Origin of the sequence: Treponema paraluiscuniculi Cuniculi A, assembly GCF_000217655.1 — a bacterium.
GTDB classification, from domain to species: Bacteria; Spirochaetota; Spirochaetia; order Treponematales; family Treponemataceae; genus Treponema; species Treponema pallidum.
In genome coordinates, this window is the sequence record NC_015714.1 from 562,195 (window position 1) to 579,654 (window position 17,460).

Below are 17,460 nucleotides of genomic sequence, written 5' to 3' on the forward strand. Positions count from 1 at the left end.
CGTCAGCCTGTAAGGGTTTCAGGAGAAACAGATTGGGCGGCAGTGCCAGTACGGACACGCTTCCCCTTGGGGAAGGCGAGAGAAAGGACCTCTTCCATCGATTCAACTAGGTGGAACACCATGCCTTTCTTGACGTGCTCGGGGATTTCGTCCAGATCCCGCACATTCGCTTTTGGCATGATGATCTCCTTGATACCACCGCGCCGTGCGGCGATAGTCTTTTCCTTCAATCCCCCGATGGGGAGCACCTGTCCGGTCAGTGAGAGTTCTCCAGTCATCGCTAGGCGAGGCTTTACTTTCTGCTGGGTGAGCAACGAGAAGAGCGTGGTGGTCATGGTAATCCCCGCGGACGGACCGTCCTTTGGGGTTGCGCCCTCGGGGATATGCAGATGTATTGCGCGCTTTTCAAACCAATTCGGCGAAGCGATACGCTGCTGCGCGCTGTAACGGCGCAGCCAGGACAAGGCAATAGAAGCGGATTCCTTCATAACCGCTCCCATCTGCCCAGTGAGCTTAAAACTTGCTTTTCCTGGTATAGTAATTGCCTCAACAAGGAGCGTGTCTCCCCCCATGCCAGTCCAGGCTAAACCCACCGCAGTACCAACTTTGTTCGCGTCTTTGAGCATATCATCGCGGAACACGGGCTTCCCTAAAAAGGTCCCTATGAGAGCTTCATCCATCAAACACTTGTCATCAAACGATCGCTTCCCTAACACGATCTCGGTGGCAAGCTTGCGATGCAGCTTGTCAAGGCTTTTTTCTAGCCCCCGTACCCCAGACTCCCGCGCATAAGAATGAACCAGGTGTAGCAACACCTCCTTCCGATAAGAGACGCACGCACGCTTTAAACCATTCTTCTCCAGCGTTTTTGGCACCAGATGGCGCTTTGCGATCTCAACCTTTTCCGTATCGATATAACCGGAAAGACGGATAATCTCAGCGCGATCCAGCAGTGGACGGGGAATAGGATCGGTGCTATTGGCAGTGAGCACGAACACGATATGAGAGAGATCAAAGGGCAAATCTAAGTAATGATCGCGGAACGTAGTGTTCTGCTCCGGATCAAGCACCTCCAGCAAAGCCCCCGCAGGATCGCCGCGCGCGCCAGAACCAATCTTGTCCACCTCGTCGATCATAAACACGGGAGCCTTAGTTTTTACTATTTTCAACCCCTGTAGCACCTTACCCGGCAGGGCGCCGATATAAGTACGTCTGTGCCCTTTGATTTCGGCCTCATCGCTTATCCCTCCAACCGAGAAACGGAAGAAGGGCTTGTGGATGGCGCGCGCTATCGACTTGCCCACCGAGGTTTTTCCCACACCCGGCGGACCTACCAGCAGGATGATAGAGCCTTTGGTATCGGCGCGTAACTTTCGCACCGCCAAATACTCCACGATCCGTTCTTTGACATTCTCGAGTCCATAATGGTCTTCATCAAGCAGTTTCTGAGCTTTCTTTAAGTCATATTCCTCCTTCTCAGGAGCGTGCCAAGGTAAAGAGAGCACCGTCTCGAGGTACGTTCGACCCACTGAATATTCAGGGGAGTTCGGGTCTGTAAGGGAGAGCTTTTCCAATTCGCTCTCCACAGCCTCTTTCACTTCCCCTTCAAAGTGAAACGAATCTATTAGCGCACGGAACTTCCGCTGATCACGCTCCTTTGGATCGGTGGTAAGACCCAGCTCTTCCTTGATGGAACGCAGCTCTTCACGCAGAAAATACTCGCGTTGGTTTTTCTCCACCCGACTGTTCAAATCATTTTGAATCTTTCTCTGGATTTCTAATAAGTCTTTTTCTTTTTTGATATATACAAAGACTTCCTCCATGCGCTTGCGCACATCCAGAATCTCTAGCGTGCGTTGCTGCTCTTCTTTTGAAATATTCAGGATGCTCGCGATGAAATCGGCGATTTTGCCGGGGTGATCAATGTTGATCATATTCAGCCGCATTTCTTCTGAGAAAAGTGGATTGTTCTCAGAAAGCTCCTTCATTTCCCCAATAAGGCCACGCACAAGTGCCTTTATCTCGAGTGGATCCCCCTCAATAAGATCGGACAGGTACTGCACTGCCGCTACGATAGGCTTGCTGTGGTGCACGTGCTTGCGGATGCGAAAACGTTTTTGTGTAGAAATAAAAACATTTAACCCACCGTCTGGCAGATTAATCTTCTTCACAATACGAGCGACCGATCCTACCTCGTACAAATCACTGATAGTTGGGTTTTGCGTGTCGGTTTTCACCAAACACAACCCAATAAAACCACTATCGCTGTACGCACTTTCCACCGAACGCACATCGTCCTCATCGCTTATCAGAAGCGGAGTAAAAATACCCGGGTAGATAGGCCGTCCGGTGAGCGGAATTAAGTGGACCTTCTGCGGCAACAACTCATCAAGCGGCACTACTGCCTTAGCCTTCTCTGGTACACCCTTTTCAGCTTCTCCTGCGCGCTGTACCTCTGGCTCTGACTCCTGTGCTGCACCTTGCGCTGACTCGGTATCGGTTTGCGGAGCAACCTCCGGCGCAAACGTGGCGCGCTCCTCCCCGTCAGAAACTGCCGAAGCAGACGGATTCTCCACGGCAGACTCACGCACATCCCCGTGCCCGGCCGGCTCATGCGCGTCGTGCTCAATATCAGTGTCCTTCGCCATAGGGCGCCCAGTATCCAGGCAATGGACGAAAAGTCAATGCCTCCATTCGAGGCCTTTTAAAAAATATACCTGCGCGGTATACTGCGGCCCCGCAGGTCGTGCAAGACGTTTACTAGGAGATAAGAGAGGAATTACATGATTAGAGGGGGAGATATCGCAAAGGGGACGGTCCTGCTCCATAAAGGTGCTCCGTACCTGGTTGTCGAGCGCGAGTTCGTAAACCCGGGTAAGGGTGCTGCGTTTGCGCGCGTTAAAATGAAACATCTTCGTGACGGCTCTGTGCTCACTCAGACAGTTAAGACCTCAGATACAGTTGAAGATGCGGTTGTAGACAGCCACCGCGCTCAGTATCAGTACGATGACGGGGAATGCTTCGTCTTTATGGATACCCGCAGTTTTGAACAGATTTTCGTTTCCAAAGAGAATGTCCCAGGAAGAGAGCGCTACTTGCGCGAAGGGGACGAGTACGACATCCTAATTTGGAACGGGGAGTCCATTGACATAAAAATTCCCACCAAAATGGTTTTCCGTGTTGCACACAGCGAGCCGTATCTTAAGGGGGATACCGTCTCTGGCGCCACAAAGCCTGTGACTACCGAAACGGGTCTTGTCGTGCGCGTTCCCCTATTTATCAAGCAAGGAGAGAAGATCTTGATAAATACAGAGACGAATGAATATCAAGAACGTGTCAATGACTAGCGCTTGGTCGCTCCGTCTTTCTGTACTCTCAGCACCGTCCGCGCAGTGCGCGTGCGGACGCTCCCTACCGCCCGTTCGCACCACTCCCACTTCTGGTTCTTTTTTCTATCCTGTCCTATCCACACGCAGTAAGAGGAGCTTGCAATCATGTTCAGTTACAAGCAGTTGCCCGTCTACTCTCAGAAAGACAAAATTCTTAGCGCACTCGCGCACCATCACGTCATTGTTGTCGAAAGCCCCACCGGATCTGGGAAAACTACCCAGCTGCCGCTCATTCTTCATGAAGCAGGATACAATGAAGGTGGTGCTATCGGCGTCACCCAGCCGCGTAGAATTGCTGTCCTCTCTGTAAGCGAGTTCATTGCCAAGCAGGTGCTCCACGTGCAGCCCGGCATTGTCGGATACAAAATGCGCTTTGAGGATCACACAGATGTCGAAACAAAAATAAAAGTGATGACTGATGGAATCCTTCTGCAAGAAATGAAGCTCGACCCACTCCTCAGTAAATACTCCATCATCATGGTAGATGAAGCGCATGAGCGGAGTCTCAACATTGATTTTATTTTAGGATTGCTTAAGCGCGTCTTGCAACAGCGGCATGATTTCCGCATCGTCATCTCCTCTGCCACAATCAACACGGCCATGTTTTCCCGCTATTTCAATGAGTGCCCTGTCATCAAAATAGATGCGGTTGCATACCCGGTCACTGTTATTTTCGATCCTCCTGATACGCCTGCATCTACTCATACAAAGGAAGCGGAGGCCGCCTTGCTAGAAAAGATCGTTTGTATCGTTGAGCGTGTTATCGCTTCAAGGGACAAAGGTGCCATACTCATTTTTCTGCCAGGGGAGCGTTCTATTAAAAATTGTATTACCCGTCTTTCCCATGAACGTTGGTTCCGCAAGCTCTTTCTTTTGCCCCTCTATGGAAGATTGAGTAAAGAAGAACAAGAGCAAGTTTTTAACCGCGCGCCATTTGGAAAAAGAAAAGTCGTCATCGCAACAAATATTGCAGAAACATCCATCACCATTGACGATGTAACTACCGTCATTGACTCTGGTTTGGTGAAGTTAAATTCGTATAACCCGCTTTCCTATACTGCAAGCTTGGACGAAACTCCTATTTCTCAGGCTTCGTGTAACCAACGGCGTGGACGCGCAGGCAGAGTACGCGCAGGCACGTGCTATCGCCTATATTCGCGCGATGATTTTGAGCAGCGTGAACCGTACACCCTTGAAGAAATCTACCGCACTGACCTGTCTGAGGTAGTCATGCGCATGGCAGAACTCGGTATCCACGATTTCGAACACTTTGATTTTATTTCTCCTCCTGGTACCCATGGTATTATCGGCGCAGAAGACACGTTGCGCTTGCTCGGCGCGTTAGAAGATGACCGGAGTCTGAGTGAAATTGGAAAAATGATGTGCCTGTTTCCGCTCGGTCCTCGGCAGTCCCGGATGATTGTAGAGGCGCTGCGGCGCTATCCCCATTCTATTGACGACGTACTTATCGCTGCAGCGTTTCTGTCTGCTCGCAGCCCGCTAATCTTTTCAGAGGATCAGGAAGAAAAAACAAAAAAGGCACACGGCACGTTCTCCGATCCCATGGGGGATTTCGTGTCTTTTTTGCGGATCTACCGCGCGTATGCGCAAGAAAATAACAAACATTCCTTTTGCCAACATTTCTATTTGGACGAGCGGATTATGGCTGAGATTTCTAACATAAAGGAGCAGCTCGAGCTTATCGTAAGTGGCATGGGATTCCCTCTGCTAACGGGCGGGACCGTGGAAGAATACTTAATCTGCGTGGGCACGGGCATGATACAGTTCGTGTGCGTGCAAGAACACCGCGATTCGTATCGCTCGCTCACTGCAGAGTGTATTCACATTCATCCTGGGTCCTGTGTGTATAAAGACCGGCCGAAGTTTATTGTAGCCGGGGAGATCGTGCGCATGTCTCGTATGTATGCAATGTCCGTTTCTCCCCTTTCGAAAAAAATTGCTGAGCTCATTGCTCCTGCTTTGCTAGAACGTAGGGGCCGCGCTGAGAAGCACGGCACGTCCCCCACGCGCGCAGCTTTCCTGAAGAAGAGCACCCTACGCAAAGGGCCGCGGAAAAGAAGAGTGCGTGTCGGACGCGCCTCCCTGAGGTAGCGTCGGCCCGGAACAACAGCAGCGCAGGACGTACAGCCGGATGAGTGCTAAAGGGTGGTTGTAGAATCCTTGCGCGCCTTTAGCGATTTGAGCACAAAAGTACTTTCCCGATCGCGCTCTTCGAGCACGCTTTCGATGTACATGCGCGTCTCGCACATCTGTGGGATTATCTGCTTGCTCAGCGCATTCACACGTCGCTGTGTTTTTCTCATTTCTGACGCGAGTCTCCATACGATAGTCTGTACGGATGCCATTCTCGTGAGTGTTTGCAACAGTAACCCGAAGTCCTCCCGCGCTCTATCCATGCACGCGCTGGAGCCGAGCGCAGCATACTGCAGCTTCGGTGGCTGCATCACTGCATCCAGACGGAGAAATCGCAATCCAGCAATTAAAAGCACCTCCTGCTGCACACGGCAGGGCACCGGTGTTACGAGCGCACAGGCAGCAATATCATCGCGGCCCTGTGCAAGAAGCAGCTGCCACAGCGACGCATACGCCTGCTTCCGACGCTTATCAAGCTCAGTCTCTAGAAGATGCACCTCTTCCAAGAGAGAAGTGAGCTCCATAAAGAGGATTTCTCGTTTTTGCTCAAGCAAGCGATAACCATCACGAGCCAAACCCAACTGATCTTTTACATACGCCAAATTCGACTTGGTGGGAGCTAAAGGTGTTTTCACCTCTGTATCCTCTCCCTGCGTGGCCAAGACACACAGCAAGGGAGCGCCGCAAAGAAATCACCCTTCTCCAAGAGCCTTATAGGACACATGGTCTTTACGCGTCCGCAACCGGGGTGCGGGCCTCCTCTATCGCCTTTCGCAACTGATCACTCACCGCGCTGCACGAAGCAGTCAGGTACTGATCGATAAGCTTTGGGTCGATACGATATAGCTCGGTGCGCGGCAAAAGTGAGAGCAAACTCCACCCGATATCGAGCGTCTGACTGATACTCCGATCTTCATGCTCATCCTGCGTGAGAAAGTACTGCTCAAACAAGTCACCAAAGCGCAGATAACACTTATCGAGTGCAGGTAATTCCTCTTCTCCGACAATCGAGGCAAGGCTCCGTACGCTTTGTACTCTTGCGTATGAAGCAAATAGCTGACTTGAAACCGCATGGTGATCTGCGCGTGTCATACCCTCCCCGATACCATCTTTCATTAAGCGAGATAGGCTGGGCAGACACCCAATGGGCGGATACAAGCCCCGCTGAGATAGATCGCGTTGCAACACAATCTGTCCTTCGGTGATGTACCCGGTCAGGTCAGGGATCGGATGGCTAATATCGTCATTCGGCATAGTTAAGATCGGAATCTGCGTCACCGAACCGGAGGATCCTTTCACTCTGCCTGCGCGCTCGTACAGTTCTGCCAAATCAGAATACAGGTAACCCGGATAACCCTTACGCCCGGGTACCTCCCCTCGTGTGGTGGAAACTTCCCGCAGCGCCTCACAGTAGTTTGTCATGTCTGTAAAAATGACTAATACATGCTTGTTCTTTTCAAAGGCGAGATACTCAGCTGCGGTTAATGCACAGCGTGGTGTGATAATACGCTCGATAGATGGCGCATCTGCAAGCGACAGGAACATCACCACCTTTGACAGTACCCCTGTTTCTTCAAAAGAAGAAACAAAAAAGCGGGCCACATCGTGCTTAATACCCATACCCGCGAATACCATCACAAAGGCCTCATCCGTGCCAAGAATTTTTGCCTGTCTGATAATCTGCGCTGCTAAACGGTTGTGCGCAAGGCCGTTCCCAGAGAAGATCGGCAGTTTCTGCCCACGAATGAGCGTATTCATACCATCGATAGCAGAAATACCGGTTTGAATGAAGTCACGCGGATATACGCGCGCGTACGGATTGATAGGATAGCCGTTCACATTACGCAATTGAGAAGAGAGCACCTCTGGGAAACCATCGATTGGTCTCCCTAATCCATCGAATACCCGCCCCATCAAACCCTCACAGACACGCAGCTGCATCGGCACGTCCAAAAACTCAAGGCAGGCACCGTCGAGGCTGAGCCCAAGCGTGGAGCCAAACACCTGAATCAGACAACACTCTTGAGAAAGATCAATTATCCTGCCGGTACGCAGAGCACCGAAGCGATCACGGATGGCCGTAATCTCCCCATAGAATGCACCTTCCCGGCGCTTTGCCACCACGATCGGACCGTCGATGGAGGACAGACCCCGATACCACACTCCCTTCATTCGACTTTCTCCCCCCCTTGTGTGCGCGCGGCAGCACACACACTCAGTTGGTCAAACTCAGTGCACATCGTGTCGTACACTTTCTGCATCTTGTGTACATCCTCATTCCCGTACGTAGTTTTCATACGTACGATGAGCTCCCGGCACGAAAGCTGGGACAGCGCAGAAAGCGAAATACCTGCACGCAGCAGCACCACGGCACGTTCGTGAAAATCCACTATGGTACGCAAGATCTGCACCTGCTTTTCGGGACAGGAGAACACATCCGTCGGATCAAAAGCGTTCTGCTGCAGAAAGCCACCTTTGATCATTTCACACACCATTAGCACCAGACGATCTTCTCCAGGCAGCGCATCAGGACCGACAAGCCTGACAATTTGCTGTAACCGCTGTTCCTTTCTCAGCAAATCCAAGGCTGCGGCGCGCAACGCGCCTGCGCGCGGTTCATACTTACTCCACCATGCACTTACTTCCTGCGCATATTCAGAGTATGAATCTATCCACCCAATGGCAGGGTAATGACGCGCGTGTGCAAGTTCACGATCCAAGGCCCAAAAGCAACGGATGAAGCGCTTTGTGTGCTGCGTCACCGGCTCAGAGAAGTCTCCACCCGGGGGAGAAACAGCACCAATGATGCTCACAGAGCCCTCGCGCGCCACACAGGTTTCCACGCGTCCTGCGCGCTCATAAAATTCTGCAAGACGCGTCGGAAGGTACGCAGGGAATCCCTCCTCCGCAGGCATTTCTTCCATGCGCCCAGACAATTCACGCAGCGCCTCCGCCCAGCGGCTGGTAGAATCAGCCATGATGGCCACATGCATACCCATATCACGGTAGTATTCCGCAAGGGTAATCCCTGAATACAGCGACACCTCGCGTGCGGACACAGGCATATTGGACGTATTTGCGATCAAAATCGTCCGCTCCATAAGAGAGCGTCCTGTGCGCGGATCGATGAGTTTGGGAAATTCAGAGAGCACGTCTGTCATCTCGTTGCCCCGCTCTCCGCAGCCGATGTACACGATAATATCTGCATCACACCACTTGGCAACGGCATGCTGCGTCATTGTCTTCCCAGTTCCAAATCCCCCTGGAATAGCCGCCGTTCCTCCTTTTGATAGGGGGAAGAAAACATCAATCGCCCGCTGTCCAGTAACTAGTGGCTCACACACTGCAAGTTTTTTGCTGAAAGGACGCGCACGACGCACTGGCCAGTACTGGGATAGAAAAAGCGGCTCACCAAGATCAGTGCGTCCAATTTCTTCATCTATTGTGTAAGCACCTGCGCCCTTGAACGAAGATAGCGCGCTCCCCCGGATGTCAGGAGGAACCGTGATAGTGTGCACAACAGAAGGAGTCTCCTGCACGGTCCCTAACACTGACCCAGGTGCAATCGGAATCCCCGCGCACAGGGCCTCACCGCGCTCGTTACAATGAGGACGAAAATCCCAGCGTACAGAGCCATCAAGCGGTTGTGAACGCGCACCAGGACGCAAGAAGGCGCCGTCTTCTTGGAAGAGGCGCTCAAGTGGGCGCTGAATACCGTCATAAATGGTGCCGATTAATCCAGGCCCTAAGCGGACTGAGAGTGGTCGACGCAAGCTTGTCACCTTCTCCCCGACTCGCATACCTGTGTCATCCTCGTATACTTGCACGACCGCCTTACTCTCATCCAACCGGATAATCTCTCCAATGAGCGATGCTTCCCCTACGTCGACAACATCGTATACGCTGCACGCAGAGAGGCCCTCGGCATACACAATGGGACCAGACACCCTCACTACACGGCCTATAACCACATCGTCTTTGATCACGCTACCACTCCATTACCGCACAGGGCACACGCCAACTCCTGTCTCTTTTCAGACAAAAGTTGCGCGCAGATCTCCTCGATTGTACCCCGACACTGGAGCGTCCCGTCCTCCGTCTCAATAGTCAACCCATCACTGCACTGTGCGCGCCAGGCCTCAGCCTTATCAAAGGGGGTGAGAGAACGCAGGACAGCACGTGGAAGCGCCTGATTGAGAAGATCACGCACCCGCGACTCGCAATAACCGAAGAAACGTACCGTTATTTTTTGCTCGCCGATAAGCGGTGCATAGCGTTCGAGTAGACGAGCAAGGACCCGTAGCCGCTTCTCTTCCCCTATCTTTTCAAAATAACTAGCCAGTGCACGCTGCACGCGCGTGTCAACGGCACGGATTGTCTGCCTGATACGCTCCAACGGAATAACCGCCTGGGCATTGCGTTCATACGCGGCGATACGCTGGGCAAAGAGTTGCTCAACGGCGCGCGTGATGTCCTGGACGCGTGCAGAAGCGTGCGCTTCCAACTGCGCACAGTCAGCCCGCGCACAGGAAAGTATATGATCGGCACGTTTCCTTGCCTCCGCATATATATCTCTTTCTAACACCTCTGTTGAACGCAGCTCTTCCATGTAGTCTATACCTTTGCCCCGATAACCTGTCGAATTGATTCACGCAGGGACGTGCGTACGTTCCCCTGTTCGTGCAAAGCGGGAACTTCTACGACAAAGGGTAACTCCCCCTGCATCTGCCACGCACGCACCTCCTCTCTCAGGTAAGACATAGCGCGCTGGGTAAGTATGAGGACCTGCGCGGGACGGTCTCCAGAGGGGGGACGCGTGACCTGGGAGAATGCGTGCGCTGCCTCCTCTGGAGAATGCACCACAAAACCGTGCACCCCTACTAAGGAAAAACCCAACACCAGTTCTTGCTCTCCAATTATGCAATACGTCACTGATGACACCCCAGACGCACGTCAAAGCAAGATGATAAGCAATGCGACCAAAAAACCCCACAGACAAATGCCTTCTGCAAGACCGATAAAGGGAAGTGCCTTTCCTGAAATTTCAGGATCCTCACTCATTGCCCCCATCGCTGCAGCCCCGATTTTACCTACTGCAAGGCCTCCCCCAACGCAAGCGAGCCCCACCGCGAGTCCTGCGGCAATGTATTTTAAGCCGCCATCTACATGAGATGGCGGCTGACTCTCCGCGTTAAGGAGCACGCACAAGCCAGCAAACACACCCGTAAACCATGCTCTTTTCCAACCCATACTAATCCTCCTGATATTCAAACCTAAACGGTGCGAAGACGCTCCCACTTTTGGTAAAAAACTTTGAAAAAAACTCGCAGTGTTGCAGCCGAACCGCTTGAATGGCAACGATCAACCCTTCTAGAAAGATAATGACTCCATTCCCAAACACGTACACGAGTATGCCCCATAGTGAAGCGTAGCCACCAACGAATTGCGTCATAGTAAACACTACAAAACTTAGTACCGCATGGGACAAGGCAAAGGCTCCCACGCGCAAAAAACTCATGGAGTTGGAGAAAAATCCCGACACCACATCGACCATTTCGATAACACCGCGCATTAGATACATGCCAACACCTTCAGGAAACCACGGACGTACACGCTTGCACATACGCTCCAAAAACTCTTGACAAAAAATACCCACGAGAGGCACGCCCATTGCAACCGCGTCAAAGACCCCGAATGGAATTCCAAAAAGTGGTATGCGCACTGCAAGGGCAACCATGTACCAAAAAAAGAGGAGTCCGCACACTCCCGTTTTTGAACACACTGCTGCAAGCGCATGGCGCAGTCTCACCTGATTGACAATGTTGATGATAAGGCCCAGCGAATTAATAACAAATCCTAAAAAAAGCGTAAAGCCGAAAAAGGCCATGAGCGTGTGCAGAGAGCCATGAGAAGGCATTAGGTGCAAGATGTGATCGCGTGGCACTCCACCACATAGCGCAGTAACGCTGCGAATCAACGGAGCGAGGAGCGTACCATGAGCGAAAAACTCCCCTGTCAGAAAACCCATCACCATGCTAGAGAAACCTACGGACAAGAACACGTAGTCAAGGTGTGCCCATCTATTTAGCGCACGTACACGCCGCGTCCGCAGTAGCAAACCAAGTACGAAAAAGAGGAGACCCTGCCCGAGGTCTCCAAACATAATCCCAAAAAGCAACGCATAGGAGAAAGCAACGAAAGGAGTCGGATCGACGAGCCCGTAGGGGGGACAACCATAACTAGACACCATACGCTCGTAACTACGCACAAAACGGCCATGCTGGTAACACACCGGCACATGCTCGCTGCCATCCCTGATAAAAGACAGCTCCTGTGGTTCAAACAGGCGGACTGCCATCCTCCCTGTGGTCACGTTGTCCAATCCTGCAACGAGGTCCTTCGCCTCATGTGCTGGCAACCAGCCAGCTATACGATAGGTATGCCGGGTAGACTCAAGCGCATCACGCGTGCGGTGCACACGTTCCTGCAGCGCAAAACGCCTAAGCAGCGCACACAGTGCCGGGCCTCGCATCGAGCTGAGCGCACATTTCTCACCCTGAAACTGCTCTTCGTTGGCAGAATCATGGGCTACAGAACTCTTCCCACGGGGAACTGAGGGAGCATCACCCTCTCGTTCGCGTGCGTGCAAAGCGTCAACTTCTGCAAGTATCTCCTGTGCCGACGTGTAGTCTTCTTCGGTAGGCAAAGAATCCCCTGGAGAAAACGCGCACTCGCCAGAGACACCCAGGTACTTACACGCTTCTTCAAGACGGCCGACATACTCTTTGCTCTGCGCACAGTGGGAAGAACTGCCACACGCCGCGGCGGAAAGACGCAAATGGACAAGCGCCGTCTTTCCCAGGTACTCCAGTACTCGGTCCACATCCCGTTCAAGCACTACAAGTTCGAGGAACTTCATCCTCTGCGATCTAAACATAAGCTGCTTCCCCCAAGAACTCACGTGGCAGCGTACGCGCACTCCCTGCATGTATACATTCTGCAAGCGCACAGATGCCACGCGCTTCAAAGCGCTTCATCATAAAAAATGCGACGATCGTCGCAGGAGTAAAGAGCTGCGCATGAAAAACCGTGCGCGCAAGACAATACAGAAAACGGGAGCCCGCACGTTCAAACGCGTCTAGATCCGGCTCCCACTGTACCCCATCCACAGGATTATTTAAGAAGCGCTCATAGCGCCATCCACCCCACGCCCCGCGCTCAGTAAGAGAACAATCCCACGCAAACAGGACGCATTTCCACCACGTCCCCAGACACCTGCGTATCGCACCGTTAGAAGAAAGCTCAGAAGGAGCGTCTTTCTTCTGCACACCATAGAACATGCGCAGACGAAGTACCCACCCAACAGCGTACAACGCCACTTCTTCACGCACTAACCGGGAACATGCAGCGCGATCATCTTCGGGAATAGAACACAATGTCTGCCACAACGCATGGTAGTAACTCTGATCTAAGCGCAAATCCCACAAGACACGCTCATCACCCCGAGGCACGCGGTTGTACCAGGAAACTGGGCTCCCCCGAGTGACAGCCTCGATACACGGCCACTTTTCCCAACGAAAAAGGGAAAAACGACCCAAATCTGGCGGTTGGCAGACGCGAAACTCCGCCTGACTCTCAGAAGAAGAGAGCGTCTTCAGGTAGAGATAGTCGTAACGAGCAAGCAGCGCGGAAAAAAGCGAAGGGGGTTCCTGATAGCACGATGCCGCACGCACACAATCGCGCAGCAGACACGCCTCCACCCGCCGCTGGATCAGACCTACCAGATGTGCACCAGCAGACCTAGGGGCAGGCTCAGAAAAAAGGCGCACCCAGAGATCACACAGCGTCCCCACACCCTGCAGGGTACCCAGGCGCTCACCAACCCAAAGCCGAGCACACAAACCGGATAGTTTCGCATAGACGAACACATCCGCGACATCTCGCTCCACAGCCACACACTACCCAAAAAAGAAACCATCAAGGAAGGCTTCGAAGCGCTCCACGTCCTCCTCCAGCACAGAAAGCTCGCGTTCCAACTGTCCACACGCCTCCCTTCTCTGAGCGTCTATCCGCGCACAGGCCTCATGCCACGCCTGCTCCTGCGCCTCAACCACGCTCCCCTCCGCTTCCTTCACCAAGGTCTCCCCTGCCGCCTCTGCAGATTCGCACATCCGCTGCGCCTGCTCCTGCGCCTTCTCCACGAGGACAGCGGCCGCATCCTCCACCTCCGCTAGGCGGACCATCACCCCTTTATCCATATTACCAACCCACGCGGCCGACACTCAGCGAGCACATCGACCTACTCCCGTACCTCAGGGGACGGAGGAACCGCTATCCCAGAGCCCGAGGAATTCCCTGCGGCAGGACCAGTAGACTCAGGAGACGTTGGAGCACCAGCACCTTCCTTCGGAGGGTGCTTCCACCACTCCACAGCCGTCTCGGCTTGCTTCTGCTGCGCCGCTTTCTGCAAGCCCGTGTCGTCCGGAGCCCGGTTCAACAACGCGAGAAAGAAAGTCAAACCAAAAAAGAGCCCTACCATAACGTAGGAAGTCTTCGTGAGGACCGAAGCGGAGCGCGAACCAAAGGCAGAACGCGAACCGCCCGAAAATACGCCACCAAGCCCATCTCCCTCTTCAGTCTGCAAGAGCACTAGCGCGACCACCAGAAGGCAGACCACCACCAGGAGTGAGAGTATCATAACGCTCAGCACAGCCATGCCTCATGCTACACCAAAGCGTGCGCAAAAACAAGGACTTCAACCTTTCACCCCCTGCCCCGAGAACAGAAAAACGACCATGTGAACGGCACAAAAAAGAAACCTGCTTACGCAATACCGCACACCACCCAGAATCCTTTACTACTCTCTACACGCTGCGCGCGATAGGAACAAAAGACGCAGCCTCCAGCGAAGCACCGCCAATGAGTCCCCCGTCAATGTGCTCTTCAGCCAACAGTGCCCGCGCGTTCTCCGCTTTCATGGATCCGCCGTACTGAATACACAGTGCCTCTGCGATAGCCGCGCCATACATCTCGCAGACTACTGACCGAATATGGGCATGAACCGCATTCGCCTGTGCTGGAGTGGCAGTCTTACCTGTACCAATTGCCCACACAGGCTCATACGCAACAGTTACATTATGCATGAGTGACTCACACACGTCTGCCATCCCTGCGCGCACTTGAGTTCCCACTACCTCGCAGGTACACCCCGCTTCATACTCTTGGAGTCGCTCGCCGACGCATAAGATGACGCGCAAACCGCTTTCTAACACGCGTCTGACCTTTTGATTGATAAGCTTATCATTCTCCCCACGCCCATGACGCCGTTCGGAATGCCCCACGATGACTACCTGTACCCCCAGGTCTTCGAGTTGAAGGACGGATACCTCTCCAGTATGCGCCCCCCACTCTTCACTACTCACGTCCTGCGCGCCAAGAAGTACGTTACTTCCCCGTAGCACCTTCCCCACCGCGTCTAAAGCGGTAAAACTCGGCGCAATCATGTATGTGTGCGGACCACCCCGTAATTCCCGCACGAGTTCCTGCGCAAGCGCCACCGCTTCCGCACACGTTTTATGCATCTTCCAATTCCCCGCGATAAAATAGCCGCGCATACCCCCTCCTTAGCACATCCTTTCGTTCACACCACAAACACCCCGCCGATAGCTCCACGAGAAACTGTTCTATAGAGCCACCGCAGAGACATACCCTCGCCAGGAGATCTCACCCCAACCCAAGGGAAAATCTCACGGCACCACTATATCCTATGTTTCAAGACACGAAATGCCCGGTAAAACTTTACCCTCAAAGAGCTTCAGCGATGCGCCACCCCCCGTAGATACATGGCTCATGCGACTTGCAAGCCCAAACTTACTGACTGCTGCAATAGAGTCTCCTCCGCCAACTACCGACGTAGCACCCGCATCCGTCGCCTCTGCTATCAACTGCGCAAGCACCCGTGTACCGTGTGCAAAGGCATCGAACTCAAAAACCCCTACCGGACCATTCCACAACACGGAGCTCACTCCCTTTAAATGCGCACGATACTGCTCAAGCGTACGCGGACCAACATCCATACCCATCAAGTGCATAGGAATATGCACATCGTCCACCGCAACTGGCTGCGCATCCGCACAGAACGTGGACGCACATACGTGATCGACCGGCAATACCACCGACACACCACCACTTTGAGCCTTTTGCAACAGCATACGTGCAGTGTCGATAAAGTCATCCTCCACTAGGGAGGTACCTACACCCACACCTTGCGCTTTCAAAAAGGTGTATGCCATCCCTCCCCCGATGATAAGCGCCGTCGATGTTCGAAGCAGACTCTCCAAGACTGCTATCTTAGAAGATACCTTGGCACCACCGACAACCGCCACCATTGGCACCTTCGGGTTGCATACCATAGGTTCCAGGTACCTCACTTCCCGCTCTATCAAAAGACCGGCCACTCTGCGACGCATAAGTCTCGGGAGTACCACCGTAGATGCATGTTCACGGTGCGCGGTGCCGAACGCATCATTAACAAAAATGTCCCCATACTGGGCAAGCTCCCGCGCAAATTGCTCCTGCACCTTCGCATCACCAGATGTTTCCTCGGGGTGAAAGCGCACATTCTCCAAAAGCACTACCGAACCGTCAGACAGCCCTTCAATAAATTCACGCTGCCCGACGCAGGAAGGCGCAAAATGCACCGGCACCCCCAACTTCTTTGCAAGGCAGTCCGCAACCGGCTTAAGCCGGTGTTTGCCGTTAATGAATGCGTGGCGGTCAAAGGGACAACCATCTTTCTTAGCTTTCCCCTCTGCCTTATCCGCATCACGGGTAGGGTCTCCAAGATGGCTAATGAGCACTACGTGTCGCGGCCCCTGCTCGATGATGTACCGCAGAGTAGGAACTGCTGCAGTGACGCGCGTGTCGTCTTGCACCATACCATCACGCATCGGTACGTTAAAATCAACACGCACGACAACACGCTCACCTCGCATTGTGACATCTTTACAAGTCCTCAGCATCATCTCCTCCTTTTTGACGCAGGGGTTACCCCATCCGCCACACGTTGCGGCTGATTCTCACTATATTTCAAAAAAAGATTCAATATCCGCATCGGTCGGACGCCTCACATCACTGCTCCCCTGCCTGTGCGCCCTGCACGCGTACGGGATGGGGCACAGATCCTTCGTCATTGTTGACATTTTCTATGCGGAATGATATACCCCGGCGGGTACTGATTCCCCTGTAGCTCAGTTGGTAGAGCAAATGGCTGTTAACCATTGGGTCCGTGGTTCGAGCCCGCGCGGGGGAGTGATGTTTTTGGTTCTTTCAGTTAAGAATTCTCATGGAAGGTGGTGTGTCTTTCACGGGTTGTGGCCCCTTGGGGGCAGTACTTCCAGCTTTTTTAGAATGGGCCGTGCAGCGTCCCGTGGGTCTGTGTGCGCCTGGTTTCTATCGGAAAAATGCGGGGCTTGGTGCCCATGAGAGTAGGTGCCTATGGAGTTGAAGGTCCGTCAGAGTGGCGGAATATGTGTCGTAGACATCAGTGGGGACATGGATCTGTATCATTCCTACAAGCTTAAAGACCTTGTGCTGAAGTTGTTCGATAGGGGCCCGCGCTGTATCGTCATTGACCTTGAGGCGGTAGAGTATATCGATTCCTCAGGGATTGGCGTTCTCATCTATCTGTGTTCGACAGTGAAAAAGTTAAAAATCCACTTCTTTATCTCAGGTGTGCACGGCTCTGTAAAGAAAGTGATTGAGCTCACCCGGCTGCTGAATTATTTTCCCATCGCTGAAAGCGTAGACGAGGCTCTTGCAAGGGCCCGATCCTCTGCGCCGCCGCAGACCGGCTCCCTGTAGGTTTTTCCTCGTCATGGGTTGAACCCTCCCACGCGCGGGAGGGTTAGATATCCCA

17 protein-coding genes and 1 tRNA gene are annotated in these 17,460 nt (G+C 53.1%); 5 read left to right on the plus strand and 13 right to left on the minus strand.

What is annotated here, in order from left to right; all coding sequences use genetic code 11:
* Positions 1-2: 2 nt before the first annotated feature.
* Positions 3-2,648, minus strand: a complete 2,646-nt coding sequence (gene lon / locus TPCCA_RS02560; protein ID WP_013945162.1) for an endopeptidase La — start codon at positions 2,646-2,648, stop codon at positions 3-5.
* Positions 2,649-2,783: 135 nt separating this feature from the next.
* Between lon and efp the strand changes: the two genes are divergently transcribed.
* Together efp and TPCCA_RS02575 are read left to right on the plus strand one after the other, a co-directional pair.
* Complete coding sequence (gene efp, locus TPCCA_RS02565) at positions 2,784-3,347, plus strand: elongation factor P (protein WP_013945163.1); 564 nt, start codon at positions 2,784-2,786, stop codon at positions 3,345-3,347.
* Positions 3,348-3,494: 147 nt separating this feature from the next.
* Entirely contained in the window at positions 3,495-5,501 is a 2,007-nt protein-coding gene (locus TPCCA_RS02575; RefSeq protein ID WP_013945165.1) for a helicase-related protein, read from the plus strand.
* 47 nt (positions 5,502-5,548) lie between these two features.
* Here TPCCA_RS02575 and TPCCA_RS02580 read toward each other — a convergent pair whose 3' ends face one another.
* The 12 genes from TPCCA_RS02580 to TPCCA_RS02635 form a co-directional block, all read right to left on the minus strand.
* Entirely contained in the window at positions 5,549-6,178 is a 630-nt protein-coding gene (locus tag TPCCA_RS02580; RefSeq protein ID WP_013945166.1) for a V-type ATP synthase subunit D, read from the minus strand.
* 94 nt (positions 6,179-6,272) lie between these two features.
* Positions 6,273-7,715, minus strand: a complete 1,443-nt coding sequence (locus tag TPCCA_RS02585) for a V-type ATP synthase subunit B (protein ID WP_010881976.1) — start codon at positions 7,713-7,715, stop codon at positions 6,273-6,275.
* Positions 7,712-9,529 carry a V-type ATP synthase subunit A gene (locus tag TPCCA_RS02590; protein WP_013945167.1) on the minus strand — a complete coding sequence of 606 codons (1,818 nt, stop codon included), beginning with the start codon at positions 9,527-9,529 and terminating at the stop codon, positions 7,712-7,714. The genes TPCCA_RS02585 and TPCCA_RS02590 overlap by 4 nt, the downstream gene beginning before the upstream one ends.
* A complete protein-coding gene (locus TPCCA_RS02595; RefSeq protein WP_013945168.1) occupies positions 9,526-10,152 on the minus strand; it encodes an ATPase in 627 nt (208 codons plus the stop codon). Before TPCCA_RS02595 ends, TPCCA_RS02590 begins: the two co-directional genes overlap by 4 nt.
* 5 nt (positions 10,153-10,157) lie before the next feature.
* Positions 10,158-10,475, minus strand: a complete 318-nt coding sequence (locus TPCCA_RS02600) for a V-type ATP synthase subunit F (RefSeq protein WP_013945169.1) — start codon at positions 10,473-10,475, stop codon at positions 10,158-10,160.
* 21 nt (positions 10,476-10,496) lie between these two features.
* Entirely contained in the window at positions 10,497-10,793 is a 297-nt protein-coding gene (locus TPCCA_RS02605; RefSeq protein ID WP_013945170.1) for an ATP synthase subunit C, read from the minus strand.
* A gap of 1 nt (position 10,794) precedes the next feature.
* A complete protein-coding gene (locus tag TPCCA_RS02610; RefSeq protein ID WP_013945171.1) occupies positions 10,795-12,480 on the minus strand; it encodes a V-type ATPase 116kDa subunit family protein in 1,686 nt (561 codons plus the stop codon).
* The gene (locus TPCCA_RS02615) at positions 12,473-13,498 is read right to left on the minus strand and encodes a V0D/AC39 family V-type ATPase subunit (RefSeq protein ID WP_013945172.1); all 1,026 of its coding nucleotides are present in this window, start codon (positions 13,496-13,498) and stop codon (positions 12,473-12,475) included. The genes TPCCA_RS02610 and TPCCA_RS02615 overlap by 8 nt, the downstream gene beginning before the upstream one ends.
* Positions 13,499-13,501: 3 nt before the next feature.
* Positions 13,502-13,714: a hypothetical protein gene (locus tag TPCCA_RS02620; protein ID WP_193386062.1), complete on the minus strand. Its 213-nt coding sequence runs from the start codon at positions 13,712-13,714 to the stop codon at positions 13,502-13,504.
* 128 nt (positions 13,715-13,842) lie between these two features.
* A complete protein-coding gene (gene secG / locus TPCCA_RS02625; protein WP_013945174.1) occupies positions 13,843-14,259 on the minus strand; it encodes a preprotein translocase subunit SecG in 417 nt (138 codons plus the stop codon).
* Between the two features lie 148 nt (positions 14,260-14,407).
* Positions 14,408-15,157, minus strand: a complete 750-nt coding sequence (gene tpiA, locus TPCCA_RS02630) for a triose-phosphate isomerase (protein WP_013945175.1) — start codon at positions 15,155-15,157, stop codon at positions 14,408-14,410.
* A gap of 150 nt (positions 15,158-15,307) precedes the next feature.
* Positions 15,308-16,567 carry a phosphoglycerate kinase gene (locus TPCCA_RS02635; protein WP_013945176.1) on the minus strand — a complete coding sequence of 420 codons (1,260 nt, stop codon included), beginning with the start codon at positions 16,565-16,567 and terminating at the stop codon, positions 15,308-15,310.
* On the opposite strand from TPCCA_RS02635, the gene TPCCA_RS05325 reads away from it, so the two are divergent.
* The 3 genes from TPCCA_RS05325 (at position 16,539) to TPCCA_RS02645 (ending at position 17,405) form a co-directional block, all read left to right on the plus strand.
* Entirely contained in the window at positions 16,539-16,760 is a 222-nt protein-coding gene (locus TPCCA_RS05325; protein ID WP_193386041.1) for a hypothetical protein, read from the plus strand. The two genes, TPCCA_RS02635 and TPCCA_RS05325, sit on opposite strands and share 29 nt — an antisense overlap.
* A 21-nt stretch (positions 16,761-16,781) precedes the next feature.
* Positions 16,782-16,854, plus strand: a tRNA-Asn gene (locus TPCCA_RS02640).
* Between the two features lie 185 nt (positions 16,855-17,039).
* Positions 17,040-17,405, plus strand: coding sequence for an anti-sigma factor antagonist (locus TPCCA_RS02645; protein ID WP_013945178.1), 366 nt, complete (start codon positions 17,040-17,042; stop codon positions 17,403-17,405).
* The last annotated feature ends 55 nt before the right edge of the window (positions 17,406-17,460 follow it).

What these genes read in the sequence shown, in the direction of transcription:
- lon (WP_013945162.1), bottom strand. Translation starts at nt 2,648, where the DNA reads ATGGCGAAGGACACTGATATTGAGCACGACGCGCATGAGCCGGCCGGG.
- efp (WP_013945163.1), top strand. Translation starts at nt 2,784, where the DNA reads ATGATTAGAGGGGGAGATATCGCAAAGGGGACGGTCCTGCTCCATAAA.
- TPCCA_RS02575 (WP_013945165.1), top strand. Translation starts at nt 3,495, where the DNA reads ATGTTCAGTTACAAGCAGTTGCCCGTCTACTCTCAGAAAGACAAAATT.
- TPCCA_RS02585 (WP_010881976.1), bottom strand. Translation starts at nt 7,715, where the DNA reads ATGAAGGGAGTGTGGTATCGGGGTCTGTCCTCCATCGACGGTCCGATC.
- TPCCA_RS02595 (WP_013945168.1), bottom strand. Translation starts at nt 10,152, where the DNA reads ATGGAAGAGCTGCGTTCAACAGAGGTGTTAGAAAGAGATATATATGCG.
- TPCCA_RS02605 (WP_013945170.1), bottom strand. Translation starts at nt 10,793, where the DNA reads ATGGGTTGGAAAAGAGCATGGTTTACGGGTGTGTTTGCTGGCTTGTGC.
- TPCCA_RS02610 (WP_013945171.1), bottom strand. Translation starts at nt 12,480, where the DNA reads ATGTTTAGATCGCAGAGGATGAAGTTCCTCGAACTTGTAGTGCTTGAA.
- TPCCA_RS02620 (WP_193386062.1), bottom strand. Translation starts at nt 13,714, where the DNA reads ATGTGCGAATCTGCAGAGGCGGCAGGGGAGACCTTGGTGAAGGAAGCG.
- secG (WP_013945174.1), bottom strand. Translation starts at nt 14,259, where the DNA reads ATGGCTGTGCTGAGCGTTATGATACTCTCACTCCTGGTGGTGGTCTGC.
- tpiA (WP_013945175.1), bottom strand. Translation starts at nt 15,157, where the DNA reads ATGCGCGGCTATTTTATCGCGGGGAATTGGAAGATGCATAAAACGTGT.
- TPCCA_RS02635 (WP_013945176.1), bottom strand. Translation starts at nt 16,567, where the DNA reads ATGATGCTGAGGACTTGTAAAGATGTCACAATGCGAGGTGAGCGTGTT.
- TPCCA_RS02645 (WP_013945178.1), top strand. Translation starts at nt 17,040, where the DNA reads ATGGAGTTGAAGGTCCGTCAGAGTGGCGGAATATGTGTCGTAGACATC.